This window comes from Buchnera aphidicola (Kaburagia rhusicola ensigallis), from assembly GCA_039830025.1.
GTDB lineage: Bacteria > Pseudomonadota > Gammaproteobacteria > Enterobacterales > Enterobacteriaceae > Buchnera_B > Buchnera_B aphidicola_AW.
In genome coordinates, this window is sequence record CP140040.1 from 349,976 (window position 1) to 376,535 (window position 26,560).

At 24.9% G+C, this 26,560-nt stretch carries 26 protein-coding genes, 3 tRNA genes and 1 pseudogene; 22 read left to right on the forward strand and 8 right to left on the reverse strand.

The genetic code is table 11. The features are described from left to right. The first annotated feature begins 81 nt into the window (after positions 1-81). From htpX to tsaB, 3 genes are all read left to right on the forward strand, one after another. Positions 82-960 (forward strand): protease HtpX, encoded by an 879-nt coding sequence (gene htpX / locus U0T55_01505; GenBank protein ID XBC42604.1) that lies wholly within the window; start codon positions 82-84, stop codon positions 958-960. A gap of 379 nt (positions 961-1,339) precedes the next feature. Continuing rightward, positions 1,340-2,923, forward strand: coding sequence for a TerC family protein (locus U0T55_01510; protein XBC42605.1), 1,584 nt, complete (start codon positions 1,340-1,342; stop codon positions 2,921-2,923). Between the two features lie 118 nt (positions 2,924-3,041). Continuing rightward, the gene (gene tsaB, locus U0T55_01515) at positions 3,042-3,710 is read left to right on the forward strand and encodes a tRNA (adenosine(37)-N6)-threonylcarbamoyltransferase complex dimerization subunit type 1 TsaB (GenBank protein ID XBC42606.1); all 669 of its coding nucleotides are present in this window, start codon (positions 3,042-3,044) and stop codon (positions 3,708-3,710) included. A gap of 128 nt (positions 3,711-3,838) precedes the next feature. Here tsaB and minE read toward each other — a convergent pair whose 3' ends face one another. Genes minE through minC form a run of 3 tightly spaced genes read right to left on the reverse strand, consistent with a single transcriptional unit; the run spans position 3,839 to position 5,624 of the window. After that, positions 3,839-4,090, reverse strand: coding sequence for a cell division topological specificity factor MinE (gene minE, locus U0T55_01520; GenBank protein ID XBC42607.1), 252 nt, complete (start codon positions 4,088-4,090; stop codon positions 3,839-3,841). 2 nt (positions 4,091-4,092) lie between these two features. Continuing rightward, positions 4,093-4,908 (reverse strand): septum site-determining protein MinD, encoded by an 816-nt coding sequence (gene minD / locus U0T55_01525; protein ID XBC42608.1) that lies wholly within the window; start codon positions 4,906-4,908, stop codon positions 4,093-4,095. A 23-nt stretch (positions 4,909-4,931) separates the two neighbouring features. Further along, positions 4,932-5,624, reverse strand: coding sequence for a septum site-determining protein MinC (gene minC, locus U0T55_01530; GenBank protein ID XBC42609.1), 693 nt, complete (start codon positions 5,622-5,624; stop codon positions 4,932-4,934). Between the two features lie 388 nt (positions 5,625-6,012). Between minC and rsmC the strand changes: the two genes are divergently transcribed. Next, positions 6,013-6,963: a 16S rRNA (guanine(1207)-N(2))-methyltransferase RsmC gene (rsmC, locus tag U0T55_01535; GenBank protein ID XBC43067.1), complete on the forward strand. Its 951-nt coding sequence runs from the start codon at positions 6,013-6,015 to the stop codon at positions 6,961-6,963. A gap of 13 nt (positions 6,964-6,976) precedes the next feature. On the opposite strand, the gene U0T55_01540 is transcribed toward rsmC, so the two are convergent. Together U0T55_01540 and U0T55_01545 are read right to left on the reverse strand one after the other, a co-directional pair. Further along, positions 6,977-7,060 (reverse strand) — tRNA-Leu (locus U0T55_01540). Between the two features lie 27 nt (positions 7,061-7,087). Further along, positions 7,088-7,158: transfer RNA gene (locus U0T55_01545), tRNA-Cys, on the reverse strand. A gap of 165 nt (positions 7,159-7,323) precedes the next feature. Here U0T55_01545 and U0T55_01550 point away from each other — a divergent pair. Continuing rightward, positions 7,324-7,408 (forward strand) — tRNA-Ser (locus U0T55_01550). A gap of 5 nt (positions 7,409-7,413) precedes the next feature. Here U0T55_01550 and murJ read toward each other — a convergent pair. Both murJ and flgA read right to left on the reverse strand, forming a co-directional pair. Then, on the reverse strand, positions 7,414-8,946 hold the full coding sequence (gene murJ / locus U0T55_01555; protein ID XBC42610.1) for a murein biosynthesis integral membrane protein MurJ: 1,533 nt from the start codon (positions 8,944-8,946) through the stop codon (positions 7,414-7,416). Positions 8,947-9,589: 643 nt separating this feature from the next. Then, a complete protein-coding gene (gene flgA, locus U0T55_01560; GenBank protein ID XBC42611.1) occupies positions 9,590-10,255 on the reverse strand; it encodes a flagellar basal body P-ring formation chaperone FlgA in 666 nt (221 codons plus the stop codon). A 221-nt stretch (positions 10,256-10,476) separates the two neighbouring features. Between flgA and flgB the strand changes: the two genes are divergently transcribed. The 7 genes from flgB (at position 10,477) to U0T55_01595 (ending at position 15,686) form a co-directional block, all read left to right on the forward strand. Further along, positions 10,477-10,881: a flagellar basal body rod protein FlgB gene (gene flgB / locus U0T55_01565; protein ID XBC42612.1), complete on the forward strand. Its 405-nt coding sequence runs from the start codon at positions 10,477-10,479 to the stop codon at positions 10,879-10,881. Positions 10,882-10,884: 3 nt separating this feature from the next. After that, complete coding sequence (flgC, locus tag U0T55_01570) at positions 10,885-11,295, forward strand: flagellar basal body rod protein FlgC (GenBank protein XBC42613.1); 411 nt, start codon at positions 10,885-10,887, stop codon at positions 11,293-11,295. A gap of 554 nt (positions 11,296-11,849) precedes the next feature. Next, complete coding sequence (locus tag U0T55_01575) at positions 11,850-12,590, forward strand: flagellar basal body rod C-terminal domain-containing protein (GenBank protein ID XBC42614.1); 741 nt, start codon at positions 11,850-11,852, stop codon at positions 12,588-12,590. A gap of 17 nt (positions 12,591-12,607) precedes the next feature. Next, positions 12,608-13,390: a flagellar basal-body rod protein FlgG gene (gene flgG / locus U0T55_01580; GenBank protein XBC42615.1), complete on the forward strand. Its 783-nt coding sequence runs from the start codon at positions 12,608-12,610 to the stop codon at positions 13,388-13,390. Positions 13,391-13,440: 50 nt separating this feature from the next. Continuing rightward, the gene (locus U0T55_01585; GenBank protein XBC42616.1) at positions 13,441-14,145 is read left to right on the forward strand and encodes a flagellar basal body L-ring protein FlgH; all 705 of its coding nucleotides are present in this window, start codon (positions 13,441-13,443) and stop codon (positions 14,143-14,145) included. A gap of 103 nt (positions 14,146-14,248) precedes the next feature. Then, positions 14,249-15,367: a flagellar basal body P-ring protein FlgI gene (locus U0T55_01590; protein XBC42617.1), complete on the forward strand. Its 1,119-nt coding sequence runs from the start codon at positions 14,249-14,251 to the stop codon at positions 15,365-15,367. 139 nt (positions 15,368-15,506) lie between these two features. Then, positions 15,507-15,686, forward strand: coding sequence for a rod-binding protein (locus U0T55_01595; GenBank protein XBC42618.1), 180 nt, complete (start codon positions 15,507-15,509; stop codon positions 15,684-15,686). Between the two features lie 874 nt (positions 15,687-16,560). On the opposite strand, the pseudogene U0T55_01600 reads toward U0T55_01595, so the two are convergent. Then, positions 16,561-17,854, reverse strand: a pseudogene (locus U0T55_01600) (Rne/Rng family ribonuclease). A 475-nt stretch (positions 17,855-18,329) separates the two neighbouring features. Between U0T55_01600 and U0T55_01605 the strand changes: the two are divergent. The 10 genes from U0T55_01605 (at position 18,330) to U0T55_01650 (ending at position 26,434) form a co-directional block, all read left to right on the forward strand. Further along, positions 18,330-19,274, forward strand: coding sequence for an RluA family pseudouridine synthase (locus tag U0T55_01605; protein ID XBC42619.1), 945 nt, complete (start codon positions 18,330-18,332; stop codon positions 19,272-19,274). A gap of 160 nt (positions 19,275-19,434) precedes the next feature. Next, positions 19,435-19,599: a 50S ribosomal protein L32 gene (gene rpmF / locus U0T55_01610; protein ID XBC42620.1), complete on the forward strand. Its 165-nt coding sequence runs from the start codon at positions 19,435-19,437 to the stop codon at positions 19,597-19,599. Positions 19,600-19,873: 274 nt separating this feature from the next. Beyond that, complete coding sequence (fabD, locus tag U0T55_01615; GenBank protein ID XBC42621.1) at positions 19,874-20,752, forward strand: ACP S-malonyltransferase; 879 nt, start codon at positions 19,874-19,876, stop codon at positions 20,750-20,752. Between the two features lie 62 nt (positions 20,753-20,814). Further along, on the forward strand, positions 20,815-21,546 hold the full coding sequence (fabG, locus tag U0T55_01620) for a 3-oxoacyl-ACP reductase FabG (protein XBC42622.1): 732 nt from the start codon (positions 20,815-20,817) through the stop codon (positions 21,544-21,546). A 93-nt stretch (positions 21,547-21,639) separates the two neighbouring features. Continuing rightward, complete coding sequence (acpP, locus tag U0T55_01625) at positions 21,640-21,876, forward strand: acyl carrier protein (GenBank protein ID XBC42623.1); 237 nt, start codon at positions 21,640-21,642, stop codon at positions 21,874-21,876. Between the two features lie 79 nt (positions 21,877-21,955). After that, positions 21,956-22,591 (forward strand): dTMP kinase, encoded by a 636-nt coding sequence (gene tmk / locus U0T55_01630; protein ID XBC42624.1) that lies wholly within the window; start codon positions 21,956-21,958, stop codon positions 22,589-22,591. Further along, positions 22,588-23,583 (forward strand): DNA polymerase III subunit delta' C-terminal domain-containing protein, encoded by a 996-nt coding sequence (locus U0T55_01635; protein ID XBC42625.1) that lies wholly within the window; start codon positions 22,588-22,590, stop codon positions 23,581-23,583. The genes tmk and U0T55_01635 overlap by 4 nt, the downstream gene beginning before the upstream one ends. Before the next feature lie 26 nt (positions 23,584-23,609). Beyond that, a complete protein-coding gene (locus U0T55_01640; protein XBC42626.1) occupies positions 23,610-24,410 on the forward strand; it encodes a YchF/TatD family DNA exonuclease in 801 nt (266 codons plus the stop codon). 139 nt (positions 24,411-24,549) lie between these two features. Beyond that, entirely contained in the window at positions 24,550-25,983 is a 1,434-nt protein-coding gene (gene ptsG, locus U0T55_01645; protein ID XBC42627.1) for a PTS glucose transporter subunit IIBC, read from the forward strand. A 103-nt stretch (positions 25,984-26,086) separates the two neighbouring features. Beyond that, the gene (locus tag U0T55_01650; GenBank protein XBC42628.1) at positions 26,087-26,434 is read left to right on the forward strand and encodes a histidine triad nucleotide-binding protein; all 348 of its coding nucleotides are present in this window, start codon (positions 26,087-26,089) and stop codon (positions 26,432-26,434) included. Positions 26,435-26,560: the final 126 nt, after the last annotated feature.

Below are 26,560 nucleotides of genomic sequence, written 5' to 3' on the forward strand. Positions count from 1 at the left end.
TAAAAGATAAAAAAATTAAATTAATTATTTATATAAACAACTTAAACGTTTATTTTCAATAAAAAATTTAGGAAAACAATCATGATTCGTATCGTTCTGTTTTTGCTAACTAATTTAGCTGTTATGTGTGTTTTTGGTTTTATTTTAAGTGTTACAGGAATAAAATCTGAGAGTATATATGGACTATTAATAATGTCAACTATATTCGGATTTAGCGGATCCATTGTATCATTGTTAATGTCAAAATGGATCGCTTTGAAATCTATTAATGGACAAATAATAAAAAATCCAAATAGTGATCTCGAAATTTGGTTAATGAATACAATTAAACATCAGTCTGAAAGAGTAGGTATTCGAATGCCAGAAGTAGCAATATATTGTGCTGCTGATATAAATGCGTTCGCTACTGGTCCAAGACGTAATTCTGCATTAATTGCTGTTTCTACTGGTTTATTAGATCATATGAATAAAGATGAAGCGGAAGCTGTTCTAGCTCATGAAATTACGCATATAGCTAATGGTGATATGATTACTATGACTTTATTGCAGGGAGTAGTAAATACATTTGTAATCTTTGCATCTAGAATCGTAGCTCAAATGATATCACATGTTCTATCAAAAGATAAAGACGAGAATGACAATTCCTCTGGAAATAAATGGATATATATAATTTCTTCTACTATTTTAGAACTAATTTTTGGTATCTTTGCTAGTATAATAACTCTATGGTTTTCTAGACATCGTGAATTTTATGCTGATGCAGGATCTGCGAAATTAGTAGGAAAACATAAAATGATTGCAGCATTAGAAAAACTAAAATTGAGTTACGAACCTCAAGCGTCTAATAGCATGATTGCATTTTGTATTAATGGAAAATCTAAACGTTTCTTAAATTTATTTATGTCTCATCCATCATTAGAAAAACGAATTAACGCTCTATATAATAGAGAATATATGTAAAAAATCGATCAACTAATTGCGATAATATATAAAACCTGTTTTGTAATAAATAAAGAACATAATATTTATTATCTAAAAAGTAATATTTTATATTATTTTTACAAAATTATAGAAATCAAACGATAAAAAATCAATTATTAATAACATGATTTATGTAAAATTAAAAAATTTTTCTCAATGTGACGGTTTATTACCTTAAAATTCTAATGAAGGCCTATGTACAATTTCATCAGGCCTTTATTTTAAAAAACATTGTTTATATCTTAACATAAATATAAAAAATAGATAATAAGAAGAATTAAAATACTAATTTTAAACTTTTACGTTCATATGTTAACTAAAAATTTTTATTCTGTCCTATTATTTTACGGAGTTTCTAATGGAACTTTTTTTAGATCCGTCAAGCTGGGCAGGTCTATTAACACTTGTCATACTAGAAGTAGTATTAGGTATCGATAATTTAGTATTTATTGCGATTCTTTCAAAAAAATTACCCCCATGTAAACAAGATAAAGCTCGTTTAATCGGATTAAGTTTAGCGCTTTTAATGAGATTAAGTTTACTTTCACTTATGTCATGGATGGCAACTTTAACGTCAATTATCATTAGTAATAAATATTTTTCTCTTTCAGGACGAGATTTAATATTATTGATTGGTGGTTTATTTTTACTATTTAAAGCAACTATAGAATTACATGAAAGATTAGACAATGATATACGTCAAGATGATAATAATAAAAACTATGCTAGTTTTTGGACTATAGTAATTCAAATTGTTATCTTAGATGCTGTTTTTTCTTTAGATTCTATTATTACTGCTGTAGGAATGATAAACAATTTACCAATTATGATGACTGCAGTAATAATAGCTATGACTTTAATGTTATTAGCTTCTAAGCCTTTAATAAACTTTATTAATTCACATCAAACAGTAGTGGTTTTATGTTTAAGTTTTTTACTTATGATAGGATTCGGATTAGTATCAGAAGCATTGGGATTTTTTATACCAAAAGGATATTTGTACTCTGCTATTAGTTTTTCTATTATTATAGAACTATTTAATCAAATTGCGCGTCGGAATTTTATTCGACATCAATCTCGAAGACCGATGAGACAAAGAGCTGCAGAAGCTATATTGAGATTAATGATTCGAGATCAATATAAAAATGCTAGTATAATACCTTCTTCCATCAGCAGTACAGAAAAAAAAGTTGTAAATACATCTTTTACAGATACTGGAGAATTCAAAGAAGAAGAAAAGTATATGATCAATAGTGTATTAACATTAGCTGCTAGATCTATTAGAAGTATCATGACCCCTAGGAGCGAAATTTCCTGGGTTAACGTAGAAAAATCAATATCTAGTATTCGTACGCAATTATTAGACACTCCTCATAGTTTGTTTCCTATTTGTAAAGGAAAATTAGATGAAGTTATAGGAATTGCACGTGCTAAAGAACTACTAGTAGAAATAGAAAATAAAACAGATGTAGTAAAATTTTCTTCTACTATTCCACCAATAATTATACCAGATACGATCGATCCAATTAATTTAATGGGAGTATTAAGGCGTGCTAAAGGAAGTTTAGTTATTGTTACTAATGAATTTGGTGTAGTACAAGGACTAGTAACTCCATTAGATGTTTTAGAAGCTATTGCTGGTGAATTTCCTGATGCAGATGAAACACCTGATATTATTGTTGAACAAGATAGTTGGCTAGTAAAAGGTGGAGCAGATTTGCATTCTTTACAACAATATTTAAGTACTACAAATTTAATTAAACAAGAAAATAGTTATGCTTCACTAGCTGGATTATTAATTGCTCAAAAAGGACAATTACCTTTACCAGGAGAAACTATTCATATTCCTCCTTTACATTTTTACATCGTAGAAGCAACACAATATCGAATTAATTTAGTACGAATTACTAAAGACAACATATTCCCATCATCAAAAAAATAATTAACATTATTACTAAACTAATACAATTAAAATAATACAATGTAAATATTTTTATGTATTTTTTGATATATTCATTAATATAAAATGTTTTAGTACATCTTAAAAAGATAAAATTCATATGTATAATACTATTTTAGCTTTTGACTCTTCAATTTCCAATTGTTCTGTTGCTTTACTACATAAAAATAATATTTATAGTAGAAATAAATTATGTAATAAAAATCAAACTAAATATATTTTGCCTATGATAAAACAACTATTGATAGAAAACGATATTGCTTTAAATGAAATAGATATTATACTTGTTTCTAAAGGACCTGGGAATTTTATAGGAACAAGGACAACTATTGCTGTCGCTCAAGGTTTAGCATTAGGATTAAAAATTCCAATTATTGCATTTCCTACTACACTAATCATGGCAGAACAAGCATGGAAGATGTTTCACAAAAAAAAAGTATTAGTTCTTTTAAAAATAAATAATAATTTATTGTATGTTGTACAATATATAAAAAATAAAAAATGTTATTGGACGCAGAAAACATCAGAAATAATACTGTCTGTTGAACAGACCATTAGAAAAATTTCTACCTTTCAAAAACCGTGGATAATGGTTGGAAATTTTTCACGATCATTTCTAAATAACGTTTACAAACATCTAATCGTAACTAATATTACATTCCCTCAATCAGAATTTACCATTTCTTTATATCTATCACATAAAATTTATCAAAATTATAAAAATTCTTACAAAATATTGCCAATATATTATCGTCAAACAATATATTAATGAAAATTGCATAACCATTAATTTAATATAAAATGCATCTATTTATCCAGAATTAACATTCTGGATTAATAAATATTCAAACTATAAATAATCTTTTTATAGAAAATTAGTGTTGCCTTTATTTATGCCTATTCTGGAATAGTAACATTTAATTCTAATATAGAAATGTCTTTTTCTTTATGATCTAGTTGAACTGAAATCATGTTAGGATCAACTTTAACGTATTTACAAATCACGCGTAAAATTTCTTGTTTTAATTCAGGTAAATAATTTGGTTCATTATCTTTCTGTCTACGTTCAGCAACAATAATTTGTAATCGTTCTTTTGCTATGTTAGCAGTATTTTTTTTTCGAGATAAAAAAAAATCTAATAAAGCCATGTTTATCTCCTAAATAACCGTTTCAAAAAACTCTTTTTTTCTTCTTTAATAAATCGAAAAGGAATGTTTTCACCTAATAAACGCTCTACAGTATCATAATACGCTTGTCCAGCATGAGAAGTAGTATGTAAAATAATAGGTTTACCTTGATTAGATGCTTTTAAAACAGAAGAGTCTTCAGGAATTACTCCAATTAATGGTATTCTAAGAATATCTAAAACGTCTTGTATGCTTAACATTTCTCCTTTATTGACTCTAATTGGATCATAACGAGTTAACAATAAATGCTCTTTTATAGGAGAATTGGATATATTTTTGGAACGTTTAGATTTTGATGCAATGATGCCTAATATACGATCAGAATCTCTTATAGATGATATTTCGGGATTAGTAGTAATAACTGCTTCATCTGCAAAATATATTGCTAAAATTGCACCAGATTCGATTCCTGCTGGTGAATCACAAATAATGATGTCGAAATTCATTGCTATTAGTTCTTTAAAAACATTGTTTATACCCAACGTAGTTAATGCATTTTTATCTCTAGTTTGAGATGCTGGAAGAATAAATAAGTTATCTGTTCTTTTGTCTTTAATTAACGCTTGATTTAAATTTGCATCCCCATTAATTACATTTATAAAATCATATACTACTCTACGCTCACAGCCCATAATCAAATCTAGATTTCGTAGTCCTATATCAAAATCAATTACTATCGTTTTTTTTCCTTTTTGTGCAAAACCTGTTGCTAAAGCTGCACTAGAAGTAGTTTTCCCAACGCCTCCTTTACCTGATGTTACTACAATAATACGCGCCATAAATACATCCTTAACAATTTTTATTAAAGCTTGAATATTTTTAATGTTTTATTTTTTATATAGATTCTAACACTTTGTCCTATAAAATCAGAAAAAAATTGATCAATTAATAAATATTCTCCCGAAATAGAAACTAGTTCTGCAAAAAATCTGATACAAAATATTTGACATGTAATATCTCCTTTAGCACCAGCCAATACTCTTCCTCTCATATTTCCGTAAACATGAACATTACCATCTGCAATTATTTCCGCTCCTGCATTCACATTACTAGTAGCTATTAAATCAGAATCAATAGCATAAATTTTTTGACCAGATCTAACTGGAAAATCAATTATTTTAGTTTTTTCATATTTACTGAAAGAAACAGCGCAATCATTATTTGATTGATGTCGATGAATATCATTAATTGTATTGTTGGATAAAATGGGTAATCCAGATTTTAAAATGGTATTTTTTAAAACATGATTATAACAACCACTTACCCCTACAATACATAAATCAAAAGAAATAATAACTCTTCTTATATTATCTAGATTATCTAAGTTCGATAGTTGTTCTACATTAATTATAATTGGTAAATTTTTAAAAAAATTAGGAGATATTTGGATTTTTTTATTTAATTCTTTACGTATTAAAACGATAGAATCAGTTTTTAAATGAAGAACTAATATTTTAAGAGTACTTTCTTTTAATTCAAGTGGTAAAATTTTCATTATTTTAAACACTTTTTAAATGAAAAAATTTTAATATTTTAATATTTTAATATAGAAAATTTTAAATAGCATTAGAATATTCTTGAACAATTATTTCGTCTTCAATATTAAATAGAATTATCATATAAGGGTGTTATATTAATAAAATACATAATATAAATAAAAAATTAAAAAACATCAGTCACTTATAAAAATATTATTATAAAACATAATATCCTTTTTATATAATGATATTTTACAATATATTGTCAATAAATATATGATATTCAACATGATAATTCAATGTATAGTTAAAACATCTATCGAAAGAAAATAATGTCAAACATATGATAAATACAAACAAATTAATTTTAAAAAATATGCATTTATTTTTAAAAAAAAAATTTTCATATCAGGGAACGTATGTAGTGATTTATATCTCAATAGACTAGGAAAAAAAATAACTATATATACTCAAACGTTAAATAATTGGATTTATTTAAAAAATAAAACAACACATGTAGTAAAATTTATTTTACTAGAAGATGAACAAACAATTTTAAATTCTGATCTTATATTATATTTTTGGCCAATAAGTAAATTTGAAGCTATATTTCATTTAAAACGTATTTTTTCTTTTTTATCTAAAAAAACCCCCATTTTTTTGGTTGGAGAAAAAAGAAGTGGGATACAAACTGCAAAAAAATTATTGAAGACATGGATAAATCTAGAAAAAATAGATTCTGCAAAACATTGTCATCTTTTTTCTGGTAACATTGTTGTTAGACCAAAATTTAAATTTGAAAGTTTTATATACAAACAAACATGGAAAGACATTTTTGTAAAAACTATACCAGGGGTATTTAGTTACAATAAAATTGACATAGGTTCACAATTATTAATATCAACATTTTCAAAATCAATAAAAGGAGACATACTTGATATAGGATGCGGATCAGGAATTTTATCAGTATCATTAGCTAAACAATCTAGCGAAGTAAAATTAACGTTAGTAGATACAAATATAGCTGCATTAATATCTAGTCAATTAACTTTAGAATGTAATAATATCATAGGAGATATATTTCCTAGTGATGTTTATTCAAATATTCATAAAAAATTCAATTTTATTATGTCAAATCCTTCTTTTCATTGTAATTCAAAAATAAATTTACGTTGTATAAGTACAATTATTAAAGATTCAGTTAGATATTTAAAAAAACAAGGTGAAATAAGAATTGTAGTCAATTCGAGTATCTCTTGCGATCCATTTTTTAAATGCGCTTTTGCAAAATATAATATTTTAAAAGAAAATACTCAGTTTAAAGTTTATCAAGCATATCAAAAAAATAAAAAGTAAAATAAAAAATTAATACCCAGAGCGGGAATCGAACCCGCAAAGCCATACAGCCGAGGGATTTTAAATCCCTTGTGTTTACCAATTTCACCATCTGGGCTTTATAAAGATAAATGCAAAAATAACAAGGCGCATCCCGGAATTGAACCGGGCTAAACGGATTTGCAATCCGCTACATAACCAATCTGTCAACGCGCCATACTTTTTAAATTCTATCAATATTAATTCATAATTACAAGTATTTTAATATCAATTAAACACGGTAGTATAAATTATTTAAAAAATTACGTTTATTGTAAAAATAATTTCTTTAAAGTTTTAGATAAATATTATATAATATTTTGATATGTGATCGTAATTTATGGAGGAATGGCCGAGTGGTTTAAGGCAGCGGTCTTGAAAACCGCCGATGAGAAATCATCCGAGAGTTCGAATCCCTCTTCCTCCAAAATACTATTCAAAATTTGTCTTTTTTAATTCAATTAACAAAAAGTGTTTCAAACGCAATCCTAATAAAAAAAGCATTATTAAATAACTACATCCTGATAACAAACATATTAATATTAATTGATATAATCTAAACAACATTGTTCCTGAATTCCAGTTAGAGCAAAAATCTAAATTAAAGTATAAAATAAAAGTCATAACGGTAGAAGAAATAAATATTTTTCCTAAAAACATTAACCACCCAGGTTCAAACTGAAAAAATTTTTTTTTCAATAATATCAAACATAATAAAATAAAGTTCATCCAAGCTGCAACACTAGAAGATAATGCAAAACTATTATGTTTTAGATAAGGTAAAAAGATACTATTCATTAACTGAGTTATTATTAAAACTAAAATAGAAATAATCGTAGGACTAATAAAATCGTTTTTTGAATAAAATTGGGGTAATAAAACTTTTATCAAAATTAATGGAACTAATCCTATTGAATAAAACATTAAAATATTCTTAGTCATAAGAACATCGAACGTCGAAAAACTTCCATATTGAAATAATACGATTATTATTATTTTTGATAAAATCGCTAACGCGATAGAACTAGGAATAGCTACTAAACATCCAATTCGAAGAGCCCAATTTAATAATTTAGAATGTCTGTTTCTATCAGTACTAATTTTACTATTCGATAATAAAGGTAATAAAATTGTTCCTAAAGAGACTCCAAAAATTCCAGAAATAAATTCTACTAATCTATCAGCATAATATATCCACGATATAGATCCAGGAACCAAAAACGAAGAAAAAATAGTATTTATAATGACTGAAATTTGACTGATTAACAGTCCAAAGATAATTATACTAATTTTTTTTAAACTTGTTTGCAATCTCATATTTTTAATATTTAATTTTGGAAACACCAACATATCAATTTTTCTTAAAAATGGAACTTGATAAAATACTTGGATTAATCCACCTAATAAAGTTGCCCAAGCTAAAGAAAAAATAGACATAGAAAAATATGAAGAAAAAAATAATACAAAAACTATTATATTTAAATTTAATATCATAGGAGAACAAGCAGGTATAAAAAAATAGTTCCAAGTATTAAGAATAGAACTAATTAACGATCCTAAAGAAACAAAAAATATATAAGGAAAAACAATTTCAAGTAATTTTGTTGTTAAATATAATTCATGAGGATTATTGTTTAAACCAGGAGCAATAATTGAAACTATATTTGATGCAAAATATATTCCTAAAAATGTAAAAATGCTTAAAAAAAACATCATAAAACCTAATACGTTAGCAATGAACTCTTTTATAAACTTAATATTATGAATATTTTTAAATTCTGATAAAACAGGTATCAATATTTGAGAAAAAAGACCTTCTGCAAAAATTCTACGAAACAAATTCGGAATTTTAAAAGCTAAAAAAAAAGCATCTGTTAATCCTGATGCTCCAAATGTATATGCAATAAATGTGTCTCGTATAAATCCTAATATTCTTGAACAGAAAGTAATAAAACTTAGTGACATTAACAATTTCAAAACATTCACAATTATACTACCTTTTAATTATGTATAATGTAAAAAGTCAAACTATTAATTAATTTTAGTTATTATATTGCATCATTAGAATACTACTCAAATTTAAAATTTATAGTAATTTCTAAAATAGTTTTTAAAAAATAGATCATTATTTTAAAATAGTGAACATACTCGTGATTAAAAGATCAAAATAACACAATTTATTTTATGAAATTTTAATAGTGAATGAATTTTTTGTTAAAAAGATACAACCTTACAAAAGCAATCTTGATAGTACTAAAATATTTTCTAAAATTTTTATTATTAAACTCTAGAGCAACAAAATAATACTAATTCGTTGAAATAAAAAACTAATAAAATTTAATGCTATTACTATTTTAAAACATATAACAAAAAACAATGTTATTAATTAATAGAAAATTAATTAATAAAAATATTTATACATTTGATAGAAAAGTGATTTTGAAAAAGTATTAACTATATTGCGTACAAGTTCTACAACTTAAAATAATTTTAGGATACGGTTAAATACCAAAGACTTATTAATTACATTAAATGCATATAAAATTAAAATACAATTATAATAAAAAAGTTATTTTAGTTAAAAAATTATAGATCAAAAAATAAAAATTTATCTATTTACCATAATAACGCCTTTATCATTTACTATTCCTGATATTATTGTACCATTGTCCAATTTTATTTTTACTTTTTGATTTCTATATGCATTGTTCATTGCATGTCCTTCTGAAATAATTATGAATCCTATATCTTTAATTGTTACTGATACTTTTTGATGGATTTTAATCAACCACATAGGACGTAATAAATTTCTAGTAATTAATTCGTTCTTTTTAATATTTTTTAAGCTCATTAAATTTAATATTTTTTTCTTATCTAAATGAGCATTCAACTTGTTTTTATCCAAATATCCATATTTTGTAGAGATATCTGAATTTACTATTTTTTTTCCTTTTTTAATATTTCGAGCGGCTACTATATATTCTCCTTTAACTTTGACTTCTACTTGGATGAATTGATGTATTTTTTCACATATCACTTCAATATTCATTAATCCAAATAATTTTAGAGTATTTGAAGCAATAAACGTAGGAGAAGAACATGTTAACCATTTTTTGGAAGAAATATCATTATATACAATAATGCTCATACTATCAGAATACGCAAGATTTTTTTGTTTTAAAAAACTAACAAGATGTTCTGGAAAACTGTTAGCTTGAATTTTAAAAACTATTAAAAATAATAAATTTAATAAAATACATATTTTAAAAATCATATACTTTTCCGTTATAATAGTTATTATAATAATACTCATAAAATATGCGTATACTATGTATATAATTATATTAATTTATATATATAAAATTATAATTAATATAAATTAATAATTTTATATTAATTATTGTATTATATATTTTTATATCACTTAATTCGGTTTAGTAAAAAATTAATATATTTTTAATATCATATCTGAACAATAAGTACATTGGATGAAAAATGTTAAATAAATTAGATAAAGAATTTTATTTTAATAAATGCGTATTAAATTTACGTTCATATCGGCAAGAACTATTAGCTTCTAATATCGCTAATAGCGATACGCCAAATTATCAACCATTAGATATCGATTTTTCAAAAGCATTAAATGAGCTCTTAAAAAAAAATAATAAAAAGCCGCAATGCCAATTAACATTAACTTCTAAAAAACATATTCCTATTGCGCAACATAAAAAATCAGAAAACTATGAAAACATTGTAGCGAAAAAATATATTATAAAAAAAAATAAAATAAATATGGATGTTGAAAAAGTAAACTTTATTAACAATAGTTTATTGTATCAAATGGACATTATTTTTATAAATAACAAATTTAAAAGTTTAATGAATGTATTAAAAGGATGACATATGTCTTTACTAAAAATATTTGACATTGCAAATTCTGCAATGATTGCGCAATCTCAAAAAATGCAAATACACGCAAGCAATTTAGCCAATATAGATAGCTTAGTTAACACTGATGGAAAATTACATCCATATATAGCAAAAAAAATAATTTTAAAATTTGATAATTCTAATGATTCTGGATCTGGAGGAGTTAAAGTTGAAAAAATAATAGACGATACGACGCCATTAAAAGTGATATATGATCCTAAAAATCCTATTGCCAACTCTCAGGGATTTTCTGAAATTTCCAATGTTAACGTAGTCACCGAAACTATTAATGCTATTGCAGCATCTAGAAACTACCAAGCTAATTTAGAAGTATTAAATACAGTAAAATCTATGATTATGAAAACGTTAACCATTGGACAATAAATATAAATTTAAACAATTTTCACTTTATTAAAAATTTAAAACATTCGCGATAAATGTAAAATTTTAGTAGCGTGATGTTATGCGTATAATAACATAACGCTATTTTTTCAAATAAACACAAAACGTAAATGAATTAGTTCACTAAATATTAGTATTCAATATATTTTTTAATTTAAAAAATAATAAATACAATAGATACTCTTAAGATCAATAAAAAAATTACTGCAAAATTAAAATAATACATAAAACAATTTTATTAACACTTTTTATAACATAAAGATCATTTTTAACGATATAATTATTTTAAAAATATAAAATTTCATAAATTTATATTAATTATGCAATAAGCATATTATTTTTTTTAAAAATAATATATATTACTATCCAAGTACATAACACAACAATATTATTGTAATTATTTGTAACAAGCTTAATAAATAGTAAATGTATATATAATATTTAGTGTTATCTGAAATAAATAACGTTTCTATCTTTAATAAATTCAAGTATTGATATCAAATTAAATATTACATTATATTTTTTTAAAAAAAATTATGGAATCTTCAATATATTTATCTATGATGTCTGCTACAAAAATATTAGAAAATCAAGAAATATTAGCCAACAATTTAGCTAACATGTTGACAACAGGATTTAAAGCAGAATTATACTCTAGAACTATTTTAAATGATCATGTTAGTTGGAAAAAAAATCCTTATGAGTTTGAAAAACGGTACGATCTTACGCAAGGTTCATTTCGAAATACTATGCAACCTTTAGATATTGCTGTTATTAACCCAGACGGATGGATAGTGGTAAAAGTTAACAAAAATAATATAGCTTACACTAAAAATGGACATTTAAAAGTTAACGAAAAAAGACAATTAACAAGTCAAGGATATATAATTATGGGAAAAGATGGACCTATAGTTATACCGCAGGATGTTAATTGTAGAATATTATCAAATGGAACAATAACAATAACAAAAGGAAGCAACAAATTTAATCAAAAATTAAATAAAATAAAGTTAGTGAAAATTAAAATAGAAAATTTAATACATAGAAATAGTGGATTATACTTTATTAATGACAAAAACCAATCTAACAAAATAATTAAAGACAATCCTCATATAAAAATATTATCTGAAACGCTAGAAGATAGTAACGTTAATCCTTCTGAAAGTATGGTTAATATTATTTCTGATTCTAGAAAATTTGATATGCAAATAAAAATTTTGACTAGTTTTGATGAAAATATACAACTTATTAACAAATTTCTAAATATCAACAATTAAAAAGGAAAATTTTGTACATGATACCTTCTTTATGGATTGCAAAGACCGGATTAGATGCTCAACAAATAAACATGAACGTAATTTCTAACAACTTAGCCAATGTCAGTACTAATGGATTTAAGCGTTCTAGAGCAATTTTTGAAGATTTAATTTATCATACAATACGACAACCAGGATCAAAATCGTCTGGTGATACAACATTACCTTCTGGACTTCAAATGGGGACAGGAGTAAGACCAGTATCTACAGAAAGAGTTCACAACCAAGGAAATTTATCTAAAACTGATTCTTCTAAAGATATCGCTATAAATGGAAATGGATTTTTTCAAGTACAATTACCAGATGGAGATTTTGCTTACACACGAGATGGATCTTTTCAAGTAGATCAAAGTGGACAATTGGTAACTAACAGTGGATTTCCTGTTCAACCAGTAATCAATTTTCCATCTAACAGTGTTAATATGCAGGTAGGAAGAGACGGAACAGTAACAGTTACTTTACAAGGTCAATCTCAACCTATGCCAATAGGACAATTACATCTTATTAATTTTATTAACAGCTCCGGATTATCAAATTTAGGAGAAAATTTATATCAAGAAACTGAAGCTTCTGGTGATCCTATCGTCACAATACCTGGATTAAATGGTACAGGATTGCTTTATCAAGGATATGTAGAAACTTCTAATGTCAACATCGCAGAAGAGTTAGTTAATATGATTCAAACACAACGTGCTTATGAAATTAATAGTAAAGTTATTACTGCAGCTGATCAAATGCTACAAAAACTATCCCAATTATAATACATTATAAAAATTTTTATCAAATCGTGATCATTAAAGGTGATATTTTTGTGACTATGTTATTTACTTTTAAAATCAGATATTATGTAATCTTTATATTTCTCGTAGTACTTAATGGTTGTGCTTTAAATCCCAACACAATTTTTAACAAAAATATGTTAAAATCTTCTGATTCCTCTATAATTTGGCCAAAATCGATTAATCATTCAAATTATCAAGAATCAAACACTAACGATTATCATTTTGAACCATTATTTGAAGATTATAAACCTAGAAACGTAGGAGATACTTTTACTGTTATTTTACAAGAAAACCTTAGTGCAAGTAATAATTTATCTAGTAATTTAATTCACGATGGTAATGCTGATCTTGGAATAACGTTCGGAAATGATTATAAAAGCAACAATTATGAAAACCAAACTGGATTAAATAGCTTTTTTAAGAACAATTTTACTGGAAAAGAAAGTTCTTTTGCAAATAATCAATTTGTAGGATTAATTACCGTAACGGTAGAAAAAATATTACCAAATGGAAATTTAGAAGTATCAGGGGAAAAAAAAATTTCAATTAATAAAGAAGGGGAAAAAATATATTTTTCGGGAGTAGTTAACCCTCGTACTATTTCCAAAAATAATTCTGTAATTTCCACTCAAATAGCTAATGCTCATATTGAATATATCAGTGATGGATTTATCAATAAAGGACTCAATGTTGGCTGGTTTCAACGTTTATTTTTAAGTATTTTATCTTTTTAACACGGATCAATAATAAAAAATAAATATTATATATCATTATGTAAATTATTGATGTTTGTTATGAAAATATTTAATCATTGATATTAATCAATTGAGGAATTCTATGTTCAAAAAATATTTATTAAAATGTATTTTTATAGTTTTAGTTATTATACATCCAAGCGTATACGCTGATAAAATAAGGGATTTAATGACCATTCAAGGAACTAGAGATAATCAACTTATAGGTTATGGTTTAATTGCAGGTTTAGATGGAACTGGAGATGATACTCAATACATTCCATATACTATGCACACACTTCAAAACATGTTGTCCCAATTAGGAATTGGGTTTACTTCAGAAAAAAATATGCAGCTAAAAAATATTGCAGCGGTTATGGTGACTGCAAAATATCCTAGTTTTATTCATTTAGGGCAAAAGATAGATGTAAATGTCTCTTCTATAGGTAATGCAAAAAGCTTAAAAGGAGGTACGTTATTAATGACTCCTTTAAAAAGTATTGATAATAAAATATATGCTATTGCTCAAGGAAACGTTTCAATAGATGAAATCTATTACCCTAAAAATGTGCTTAATAAAACCATAAAAAACCAATATAATAGCGGAAAAATAATTGATGGAGCAATAATAGAAAGAGAAATTAATAATAATTTTGGAAAAAGTCAAATTGTTGTTTTGCAACTTCATGATGAAGATTTTACTGTAGTTCAAAAGATTAGCGATTTAATTAATACAAAATATCCCAATACTGCTGTTGCATTGAATTCTAGAACAATACAATTATACACTCCAGAAGATAGTACTGTTCAAGTGCGTATGTTATCCACTATTCAAGATATCGATGTCGATCTGCCTATTCAAAATGCAAAAATAATTATTAATACTAAAACTGGTGACATTGTTATGAATCATGAAGTAAAAATAAATTCATGTGCAGTAGCACATGGAAATATGTCTATGATTATCAATGCAACTAAAAATGTACAATATCATTCTGATAATTCTGCCAATCATATGGACAATAATGACTTAAAAAATAAAAAAAATGACTTAAATAACTATAATAGTCATCATGAAATAAAATATATCAATAAAGTTACGCATCTTAATAATATAGTTCGTGCACTCAATTCTCTTGGAATAAAACCTATTGAATTAATATCAATTCTTCAAGCTATGCAAAACGTAGGATGTTTACGCGCAAAATTAGAGATTATATAATTATGAACAACGATTTTTATTTTTTTACCAATTTGAATTTTAATATTGAAAATAAAGATGATTTAGCTTCTTTAAAACAAAAAAAAAAGATAGTATTATAAACGTTGCAAAAAAAATAGAAGGGTTGTTTCTCTATATGATGTTAAAAAGTATGAGAAACGGTTGTCAAAAAGATACTTTAATTGATAAAAGTCAAGAACGTATATATGAAGATATATATGATCAATTTATTACTCAAAAAATGAGTGAAACAGGTTTGGGATTAGCAAAAATAATTGAAAAACAAATCCAAAAATCACGTGAAATAATTCCAAATTAATATTATAATAACTAAAATATTAATATAACCTAAATAATGAATAGTGTTTTTATAATAACGTATAATTGTAAAATAAAAGCATGATTTATAATATTTGATGTAAGTTCTAAAAAATTTTTGATTTAAAAAATTCATCCCATGATCTATAACTAAGATATATTTATTTTCATGGGAGAACAATTAAAAACAAATAATTGTATAGTTTTACTATAATATACAATTTTAAACACACTTGTATATCAAAAATCTCAAAACGATTATTGATACAAGTTTTGCATTTTTTTATTTTTTAATATTTATATAGATAAAAATATATTAAATAAATTTATAGCGTCAATGTGTTCTTTTATTCATCTTAAAATACATATTTTGCGATATATTGATGTACTATACTAAATAACTTTTTAAAATAAAACAATTTTTAAATTATATCAATATATTAAATGATAACATTTACATGAATGTTTAAAAATTTTATATATTTTTATTAAGAGTAATATAATATTTAAAATAACATAGTTTATTTTATTCAATATGATTATTACATGAATATTTAAAAAATTAGTTGAATGCATTATATAATTTATATAAAATCACATAGTTATCGAGTCCTAACTGTTTTGAATATAGCTTGTTTTATTATACATTAAATTTTTTATTGCATTATTTCTGTTTACAACATAAAAAATTTTATAGTACTATACTAATACAGTAATCATACTGTTAAAAAATTCTATTAATGTTGATGCATTTATGATATTAATATTTTTCATTGTTAAATAATGTTTTCCTAGTCAAAGTTTATTAGTATAATTTTATCTTTTAAAACATTAGTAAAAAAATTATTTAAAAAATTTAATTGCACTTATATCTTTTTTTTAAACAATTTTTTTTTAATCAAGTGCAAAACAGAAAGAGATAAATGCTTATCATTTTTAATGATTTCGTTTCTATTACATTTAGAACAAGTATGAGATTTGGGTTCTCTTATAGATGAACTTAAACGTTGTCTAGACATTTCTAATAAACCAAACTTAGAAATATCTCCAATTTGAATACGCGCGCGATCTTGTTGAATAGTATTTCGTAATCTATTTTCAACTAATCTTTGATGATTAGATATTGCCATGTCAATAAAATCAATTACAATTAATCCTCCTAAATTTCGAAATCTAAGTTGACGTGAAATTTCATCAACAGCTTCTAAATTTGTATTAAGAGCTGTTTCTTCAATACCTATTCCTTGAGTAGAATGAGCTGAATTTATATCAATAGCAGTTAATGCTTCTACAATATCAATTACAATTGAACCTCCAGAAGGAAGTTTTACTTTGCGTTGAAAAGCAGAATTAATTTGTGACTCTATTTGATAGTAATTAAATAAAGAATTTTCCCCAGTATATAGTTTAACTTTGTTTTTAAAATCAAATCTTCCCAATAAGGATATACAGTGATGTACTAAATTTAATATTACTGGATTATCGACAAGAATTTCATCAACATCATGATGTAAGTTATCTCGTAAAGCTCGAATAATAATATCATTCTCTCGATGAATTAAAAAAGGTGCTGTATTAATTTGGGCTATTTCTTGAATTTTACTCCAACGTTTTAATTGAAAGTTTAAATCTAACTGTATAACGCTTAGTTTTTTTTTAATTCCAGCAGTGCGAATAATTAATCCCATGTCGGCGGGGCATTTTAGTAACAATAACAATTTTTTTAAATAAGTCCTATCGTCTCCTTCAATTTTTCTGGATATACCTCTGATTTGAGGATTATGAGGCATTAATACTAAATAACTACTAACTAAACTAACAAATGTAGTTAATGAAACACCTTTATCTCCTCTTTCTTCTTGATTAACTTGTACAATACACTCTTGTCCTATTTTTAAAAAATTGTTATAACGAATTTTTTCAAAGTTATTGATACAAAAATATTTATTAGAAATTTCTTTAAATGGTAAAAATCCATTCCTACACGATCCGTAATTAACAAATACAGCTTCTAAACTAGGTTCAATACGAATTACCGTGCCTTTATAAATATTTGATTTTTTTTTTATGACATAGGTGTTCGATGTCTAAATTATATAATTTTTTACCATCTATAAGAGCAACACGAAGTTCTTCTCTTTGAGTAATATTAATGAGCATTCTTTTCATTATACCTGGTTCTCTTGTTTAAAATTAATGAAAGGGCATACATTAAATCCCTATATAGATAAAATTAAAAATATTTAATGTTGAAAATAAAAACTTACTATTATTTTTAACAATTATAGTAACTAAAATTTTTAGTAATTTATATAATTACGTATAAATTACTTTTTGTTTAATTACATATTATTACTAAAATTAGGTAATTTGACTTTAATGGACGAAGAATATCATTATGAATATTATTACTTTTAACGCTTAAAAATAATGATTTTCAAAATTATAAATCAAATTCTGTAACTAACATATAAACATTGTTATGTTCAACTATTAAACAATATGCTTTATTTCCATATTTCGTTATATTGAATGTATATTATATAATTTTATAGTTATAATTCATCTGTTTCGCTGATATTATTATAATTAACATTATCATAAAATTTAAAATACTTGTTATTTATAATATATAGGATCATCAATGACAGATAAAATGCTTCCTGTATCGTTTTTATATATTACAAAAAACAATATAGGACAAAGAATAGATAATTTCTTGCATAATAAGTTTAAACAATTACCAAAAAATACAATTTATAAAATACTAAGAAAAGGACAAATTAGAGTTAATAAAAAACGTGTAAAACCTAAATATAAGTTAAAAATTGGAGATTTCATAAGAATTCCTCCTATGAAAAATATTGATATAAAAAAAAACAACGCAAATGCGAATACGAAATTACTATCTTTATTGTCTAATAATATCTTATATGAAGACAATTATCTACTAGTACTCAATAAACCTCCTGGAATAGCAGTACACAATGGAAGTGGTATTCGCTGCGGAATTATAGAATGTCTTAGAACATTGCATTATGAAAACTCATATCTTGATCTAGTTCATAGATTAGATAGAGGCACATCTGGTGTACTGATGATAGCTAAAAAACGCTCAATATTATGCGCATTACATAAACAACTACGAGAAAATAAGATTCAAAAGAAATATTTAGCTTTAGTACATGGAAATTGGCCAAAAAAACTAAAACATGTTTCTGTTCCTTTACTAAAAACTAAATCAAATTATGATCATATTGTTAAAATAAATCATACTTTAGGAAAATTTTCAAAAACCTACTTTCAAATAAAACAACAATATGCTAACAACACTTTAATGCTTATTACTCCAATAACTGGAAGGACACATCAAATTCGAGTTCACGCTCAATATGTAAATCATCCAATTGTTTTAGACAAAAAATATGGTAAAATCAATTTAGATAATTTAATCAAAAATAATATATCTACTCACAGAGTATTATTGCATGCTAGTTCTATTAATTTTTTTCATCCCCAAAAGAAAATATTTGTTCATGTAATAGCACCTATAGACGCAGAATTTAAAACTATTTTAAAAAATCTTTAAAATAATTAAATCCAATAAAATTACAGAATTCCTATAAGATAAGAATTTTTTAGCACATATTCCATAAAATGTTTATTTTTATAGAAAATTTTAATAACACCAATGTAGCAGTATCAACATATTTTCGTCATATAACACTTTTTAGAAAATAGGAAAAAATATGGCAGTACAAAAAAGTAAACCGACTCGTTCTAAAAGAGGAATGCGTAGATCTCATGATCATATACGAGTTCCAGTATTATCTATAGATAAAAAATCAGGAGAAACTCATATTAGACATCATGTCACCAAAAAAAAATATTACAAAGGTGTAAAAATGTTTTAATTGTTTAATATTTTATATATAAAACACATAGTGCTGTTTAAGAAATAGCACTATATATATTTATGTTATGCATGTATCATGTATACAGTATTAAAATATACGAAATTAAAATTTATGTGTGTATATTAAAAATGGATTGATTATTATTAAAATAACTCTATTTATTTTTTAGAATGAAATTTATTTTAGCTAAAAAATAAATTTATATTAGAAAAAATAAAATTAAATATTAAATATTTGTGTCTTATAATTTATCATTATAAAAGGAACATTAATGTATTCGCACTCCATACTCTTTCCAGGTCAAGAATCACAAAATACAAATATGTTATTGTCTCTCATTAAAGAGAACACAATTATAAAAAAAACTTTTGACGAATCTTCTGAATATATTAAATACGACTTAAATGCGTTAATAAAAAGAAATTCGCAAAAAGAAATTAATAAAAATAAATTTAAATTATTAATTACCTTTACATTATCCATTGCTATGTATCGTTTATGGAATAATAATAATAACAATAAATCAATTATACTAGCTGGACATAGTTTAGGAGAATATTCGGCATTAGTATGTTCACAATCATTAACGTTTCACGATGCTGTAAAATTAATTATCCTTCGAAAAAAATTTATGAAAGAATCTATGAATAATAACCAAGGAGCTATGCATGCAATAATAGGATTAACAAAATCTAAAATTGAAAAAATATTAAAAGATTTCGAACACACACAATCAGTTTCAATAGCTTGCATCAATACTAAATATCAAATTGTTATTTCAGGAGAATTTTCTGTAGTTCATCAAGTCAGTGCTATTTGCAAAAAACATGGTGCTAAAAAGATCTTTTTTCTTCCTATATCTCCTCCTTCTCACTGCATTTTAATGAAGCAAGCTTCTAAAAAATTATCAATAATACTCAATGAAATAAAATTTAAAACACCCATGTTTCCAGTAATTAATAATGTCGATGCACGATGCGAAACCTCTATATCAGCTATCCGAAAAGCATTAGCGAAGCAATTATGTAGTCCAGTACAATGGGTCAACACTATCACATATCTAATCTCAAATTATACATTAAAATTTATTGAAGCTGGACTAAATAATACATTAACTAATCTAAACAAATCTATAATCAAAATATTATAAATTAAATTTAACAATAAAATTAGTCTTTTCTAAATTTTTAAAATAATCATTCAAAACTCATAATGAACTTCAAAAAAATAGCATTAGTTACAGGAGCAAGTCATGGTATAGGAAAAGGAATTGCTAAAAAACTAGTAAATCAAGGAATCACAGTAATTGGAACTTCTAAATCGCAACATGGAAAAAATATAATCAATAATTACTTAAAAAACAAAGGCATCGGTATCATTCTCAATACTACGAATACTAATTCCATTGAAAAAACTATAAAAAATATTTATAATGACTTTAAATACATCGATATATTAATAAATAACATAGGAATAGTAAAAGATAAATTATTAATTAATATGACGTATAAAGAATGGAATGATGTTATAAATATTAATTTAAATTCCATTTTTCACATATCCAAACCTATTGTCAAAAACATGACTAAAAAAAGAAAAGGAAAAATTATTACAATAGGATCAATTATGGGACATATAGGTAATCACGGACAAACTAATTATTCTGCTTCTAAATCTGGGTTAATAGGGTTTCATAGATCTTTAGCATTAGAGGTTGCTCATAAAGGTATTTGTATTAACATGATAGCACCAGGTTTTATTGAAACAAGAATAACAAAACATTTAACACAACGTCAAATAAATAAATACTTATCAAAAATTCCTATGAAAAAACTTGGAACTATTAATGAAATTTCTGAAGTTGTTTTATTCTTAATATCTGATCGTATTAGTTATATTACAGGTCAAGTTATACATATCAATGGGGGGATGTACATGCCTTAAACTTTTAAAATATATTTAATAATGTTTAAATGATTATATATTTAGAATATCTTTGACGAAAAACGTTTTACTAAATTACTATAAGATATGCATATGAACAACATAGAAAAAAAAGTCAAAAACATTATTTCAAAACAGTTAGGATTGATAAGAGAAGAAATAAAAAACTCATCTCATTTATTTGAAGACCTGGGTGCAGATTCATTAGATAATGTTGAATTAATTATGACATTAGAAGATGAATTCAATATTGAAATTGAAGATAAAGAAGCAGAAAACTTTAATACAGTACAATCAATACTTGATTTTATAAAAAGTAAAACTTTATAACACCCGTTACTATTTTAATTCAACAAAATATTGACAATCGCTATCTTTCTGTTAAAAAATTAACTTGGAATATATACACATGTTAAATAGTAAATTCATAGTTATTGAAGGAATAGAAGGGTCTGGAAAAACTACTATGTGCCATTTTACTAAACAATTACTATTTAAATATGGTATCACTCATGTCATAAATCTAAGAGAACCAGGAAGTACTCCTTTATCTGAAAAAATAAGAAGCTTAATTAAATGCTCTATCAAAAACGAACATATTCATAGCGAGACTGAACTATTATTAATTTATGCAGCTAGAATGCAATTAATAAGATCAACTATTCATCCAGAACTAAAAAAAGGAACTTGGATAATAATTGATAGATATACATTATCTTCTTTAGCTTACCAAGGAGGAGGGAGAGGTATTAGTAAAAAAAAAATATTATTATTACAATCACTTTTTTTCAGAAATCCCGTTCCTGATATAACATTTTATTTAGATGTTCACCCAGAAATTGGTTTAAAAAGAATTCAAAAAAGAAAAAAATTAGATCGAATAGAAAAAAATACATTAACTTTTTTTATTAAAGTAAGACATACGTATTTAAAGTACATAAAAAATCGTCCTAACATTATTAAAATTAATGCTAATTACAATTTAAACATAGTACAAAAAATGTTTGAAAAAAAATTTTATTCTTGGTTTAAAAAAAATATATGAATTTATATCCGTGGTTAGATACGCATTATTATAATATTGTTTGCCATTTTAAAAATAAAAAAAATAATCGCGCTATTATCTTAAATGCATATCGAGGAATAGGGACGACTTCGTTGATAAAAAAAATTGGGATTTGGTTATTATGTATGAATCATATGAAAAATGGATTGTTCTGTAATCAATGTAGAAATTGTCAACTAATTAGCTCAAAAAACCATCCTGATTGGTATAATATGAAACTATTTTCTCATAATAATATAATAGGCGTTGATACGGTACGATGGTTATGTAATAAAATATTTAAAACACCTAAAATAAGTAAAAATAAAGTTGTATACTTTCCTGATATATCACAATTAACAGAGCACGGAACCAATGCTTTATTAAAAACGCTAGAAGAACCTCCGAAAAATACGTATTTTTTATTAATGAACTACTTTTCTTATCCATTGTTACCAACATTACGTAGTCGATGTACGTTATACAAGATTGCCACACCATCAGAAAACATTAGCATCAATTGGTTAAAAAATGATCACCCTGAAATAAAAGAACACATCTTTAAAATTGCATTGCGTGTTAATAAAGGATCGCCTATTTATGCTCAAACATTCATTTTTACACAATTATGGAAAACACGAAATATATTTTTTCATGACTTAAAACATTCTATAAAAAACGATAACCTATTTCATATTTTAGATAATTTGAATTTAGGCAACATAAAAGAAAAAATTTTTTGGTTATGTAGTTTACTATTTGATTCTATGAAAGCAAAATACAATGATATGAGAAATATCATTAATTTAGACAAAATAGATATAATAAGATATTTGGAAGAAAAATATTCTTTTTTTTCACTTGATAATAGTCTTAGATCATGGATTCGCTTTAATTTTCAATTAACCAACATTTCCGGAATCAATACAGAATTATTACTTACTGAACAATTATTACGATGGGAAAATATTTTAAAATTATATAAACATTAAAACGGTTTTTAAAAAGAGAAAAAACTATGTTTTTCGTAGATTCGCATTGTCATATTGACCTATTAAATTATCATAATTTACATTCAGGAATAGAAGATGTATTAAAAAAAGCTGCCGAAAATAATGTTAAATTATTATTGACAGTATCAACGTCTATTAAAAATTTTAATTATATAAAAAATTTTATAAAAAATAGTAAAAATGTTTTATTATCTTGTGGAATTCATCCATTATATCTTAATCAAAATCAAAACGAAATAAAACAATTAGAATTACTTTCTAACATTAAACAAGTAATTGCTATAGGAGAAACTGGATTAGATTATTACTATCAAAAAAATAACTGTAAAGCTCAAAAATTATCATTTCGACAACATATTCGTATTGCAATTAAACTGAATAAACCATTATTAATACATACTAGATGTGCAATTGACGATACAATCACCATCTTGAAAGAAGAAAAAGCAGAAAAATGTATAGGAATTATGCATTCTTTTACTGAAAACACCCATTACGCAAGAAAATTATTAGATATGGGATTTTATATTTCTTTTTCTGGTATCGTAACATTTAAAAATTCTGAAAACATACGCGAAGTTGCACAATTTGTACCCTTAGATCGAATATTGTTAGAAACTGATTCTCCATATTTAACACCCGCACCAAACCGAGGAAAAGAAAATCAACCAGCTTTTTTATATTATATAGCAAAAACAATTTCTGAATTAAAGAAAGTAGATACTAAAACCCTAGCTAATAATACTACACAAAATTTTTTAAAACTATTCCGATTAAACAAAAAATTATTCAAATACATTTCATGAACTATTATATAATAATTGAACACGTGATGTCATTTAATAACTAATATTCTAATAATAATATTTATATAAATATATAGAATTAAAAAAATTTTATTTGAAAATGTTTATACACAATCAATTTCATAGGAAATTAAAATATATGTTTAAAAATATATTTTCAAATTTACAGAAAATAGGTAAATCATTAATGTTACCAGTATCTGTACTCCCTATCGCTGGAATACTACTAGGAATTGGATCTGCAAATTTTTATGTTATTCCACACGTTATTTCTAAAATCATGGCAGAAGCAGGGGGATCAGTATTTTCTAACATGCCTTTAATTTTTGCCATCGGAATAGCTTTAGGTTTTACTAAAAACGATGGAGTATCTGCTTTAGCAGCAGTAATTTCTTATGGAATCATGACTCATACGTTTTCGTTAATGATTCCATTTTTTCTAAAAGCATCAATTTTAGAAACAAGCAACAAACATTTACTAGATACTGGAATATTAGGAGGTATTATCGCTGGTACTATTTCTGCATATATGTTTAACAAATTTTATCGTATTCAACTTCCAGAATATTTAGGTTTTTTTTCTGGAAAACGCTTCGTTCCAATTATTTCAGGCTTATCAGCTATTATAATGGGTTTAATTTTATCACTCATATGGCCACCTATAGGAAATACAATAAAAATATTTTCTGAATGGGCAGCGTATCAAAATCCAACACTAGCTTTTGGAATATATGGTACAATAGAACGTGCTTTAGTACCATTTGGATTACACCATATATGGAATGTTCCTTTTCAAATGCAAATAGGAGAATATAGTAATTCTATAGGACAAACATTTCATGGAGATATTGCTAGATATATGGCAGGTGATACTACAGCTGGAAAATTGTCGGGAGGATTTATATTCAAAATGTACGGTATCCCTGCTGCAGCACTAGCAATATGGCGGTGCTCTTACAAACATAATAGAGCAAAAATAGGAGGAATTATGATTTCTGGAGCATTAACTGCTTTTTTAACAGGAATTACAGAACCAATTGAATTTTCATTTATATTAGTAGCTCCTATATTATATGTAATTCATTCTATTTTAGCTGGCTTAGCTTTTCCTATTTGTATTTGGTTAGACATGAGATCAGGTACTAGTTTTTCTCATGGATTAATTGATTTTATAGTATTAAGTGGCAACAGCCATAATTTATGGCTATTTCCTATTATAGGAATACTATATGGTTTTCTCTATTACATTATTTTTTATCTAATCATAATTAAGTTAAATTTACCTACACCAGGAAGAGAAAACTCTGAAACAATATTATTACAAAAAAATACACAAGAAATAGCGCCATTGTTAATATCTGCTTTAGGAGGAAAAAACAATATTACTTTCTTAGATGCTTGTATTACTCGATTACGCATTACAGTAGCTGACGTATCTAAAGTGAATGTGCAGAAAATAAAAAATCTTGGATCTTCTGGAGTTATCATTTCAGGATTAGGAATACAAATTGTATTTGGAACTAAATCAGATAATATAAAAACAGAAATAGATAATTATATCTTAAATAATTAATATACTGAAAATAAAAAACTGAAATCTAATTTCAGATATTTATTCCTTACCTCTAACATATAATTATAAAATTGTAATGATATTTTTTAAAAGGTATATTGATGTGAATATTAAAAGCGTATTTAGTCAAATAATAGAGAAAAACGTTGACTCGAAAATAATTTATAAAGATAAAAATGTCACTGCTTTTCACGATATTAAGCCACTAGCACCTGTGCATATACTAGTAGTTTCAAATGAATTAATTAAATCTACTAATGACATTAGTGAAAAAAATAAAGATATACTAGGACATATGTTGTATTCAGCAATTATATTAGCTAAAAAGTTTAAAATCAATAAAACTGGATATCGCATGATAATTAATTGTAATGAACATGGTGGACAAGAAATTTTTCACTTACATTTACACTTATTAGGAGGAAAAAAATTAGGAAAAATGACTTCTTAAAAAATTAATTATCAAAAATAATTACATCACTAAAATAATTATAAAGGAGCTTTTAATAAAAATCATATACATATTAATATTATTATCTACATTAATACTAACTGATTGTAATTTTTTATTTAAAAA

Bases quoted from the DNA above. Each gene is read 5' to 3' on its own strand.
- htpX (XBC42604.1), top strand. From the start codon at position 82: ATGATTCGTATCGTTCTGTTTTTGCTAACTAATTTAGCTGTTATGTGT.
- U0T55_01510 (XBC42605.1), top strand. From the start codon at position 1,340: ATGGAACTTTTTTTAGATCCGTCAAGCTGGGCAGGTCTATTAACACTT.
- tsaB (XBC42606.1), top strand. From the start codon at position 3,042: ATGTATAATACTATTTTAGCTTTTGACTCTTCAATTTCCAATTGTTCT.
- minE (XBC42607.1), bottom strand. From the start codon at position 4,090: ATGGCTTTATTAGATTTTTTTTTATCTCGAAAAAAAAATACTGCTAAC.
- minD (XBC42608.1), bottom strand. From the start codon at position 4,908: ATGGCGCGTATTATTGTAGTAACATCAGGTAAAGGAGGCGTTGGGAAA.
- minC (XBC42609.1), bottom strand. From the start codon at position 5,624: ATGAAAATTTTACCACTTGAATTAAAAGAAAGTACTCTTAAAATATTA.
- murJ (XBC42610.1), bottom strand. From the start codon at position 8,946: ATGTCACTAAGTTTTATTACTTTCTGTTCAAGAATATTAGGATTTATA.
- flgA (XBC42611.1), bottom strand. From the start codon at position 10,255: ATGATTTTTAAAATATGTATTTTATTAAATTTATTATTTTTAATAGTT.
- flgB (XBC42612.1), top strand. From the start codon at position 10,477: ATGTTAAATAAATTAGATAAAGAATTTTATTTTAATAAATGCGTATTA.
- flgC (XBC42613.1), top strand. From the start codon at position 10,885: ATGTCTTTACTAAAAATATTTGACATTGCAAATTCTGCAATGATTGCG.
- U0T55_01575 (XBC42614.1), top strand. From the start codon at position 11,850: ATGGAATCTTCAATATATTTATCTATGATGTCTGCTACAAAAATATTA.
- flgG (XBC42615.1), top strand. From the start codon at position 12,608: ATGATACCTTCTTTATGGATTGCAAAGACCGGATTAGATGCTCAACAA.
- U0T55_01590 (XBC42617.1), top strand. From the start codon at position 14,249: ATGTTCAAAAAATATTTATTAAAATGTATTTTTATAGTTTTAGTTATT.
- U0T55_01595 (XBC42618.1), top strand. From the start codon at position 15,507: ATGTTAAAAAGTATGAGAAACGGTTGTCAAAAAGATACTTTAATTGAT.
- U0T55_01605 (XBC42619.1), top strand. From the start codon at position 18,330: ATGACAGATAAAATGCTTCCTGTATCGTTTTTATATATTACAAAAAAC.
- rpmF (XBC42620.1), top strand. From the start codon at position 19,435: ATGGCAGTACAAAAAAGTAAACCGACTCGTTCTAAAAGAGGAATGCGT.
- fabD (XBC42621.1), top strand. From the start codon at position 19,874: ATGTATTCGCACTCCATACTCTTTCCAGGTCAAGAATCACAAAATACA.
- fabG (XBC42622.1), top strand. From the start codon at position 20,815: ATGAACTTCAAAAAAATAGCATTAGTTACAGGAGCAAGTCATGGTATA.
- acpP (XBC42623.1), top strand. From the start codon at position 21,640: ATGAACAACATAGAAAAAAAAGTCAAAAACATTATTTCAAAACAGTTA.
- tmk (XBC42624.1), top strand. From the start codon at position 21,956: ATGTTAAATAGTAAATTCATAGTTATTGAAGGAATAGAAGGGTCTGGA.
- U0T55_01635 (XBC42625.1), top strand. From the start codon at position 22,588: ATGAATTTATATCCGTGGTTAGATACGCATTATTATAATATTGTTTGC.
- U0T55_01640 (XBC42626.1), top strand. From the start codon at position 23,610: ATGTTTTTCGTAGATTCGCATTGTCATATTGACCTATTAAATTATCAT.
- ptsG (XBC42627.1), top strand. From the start codon at position 24,550: ATGTTTAAAAATATATTTTCAAATTTACAGAAAATAGGTAAATCATTA.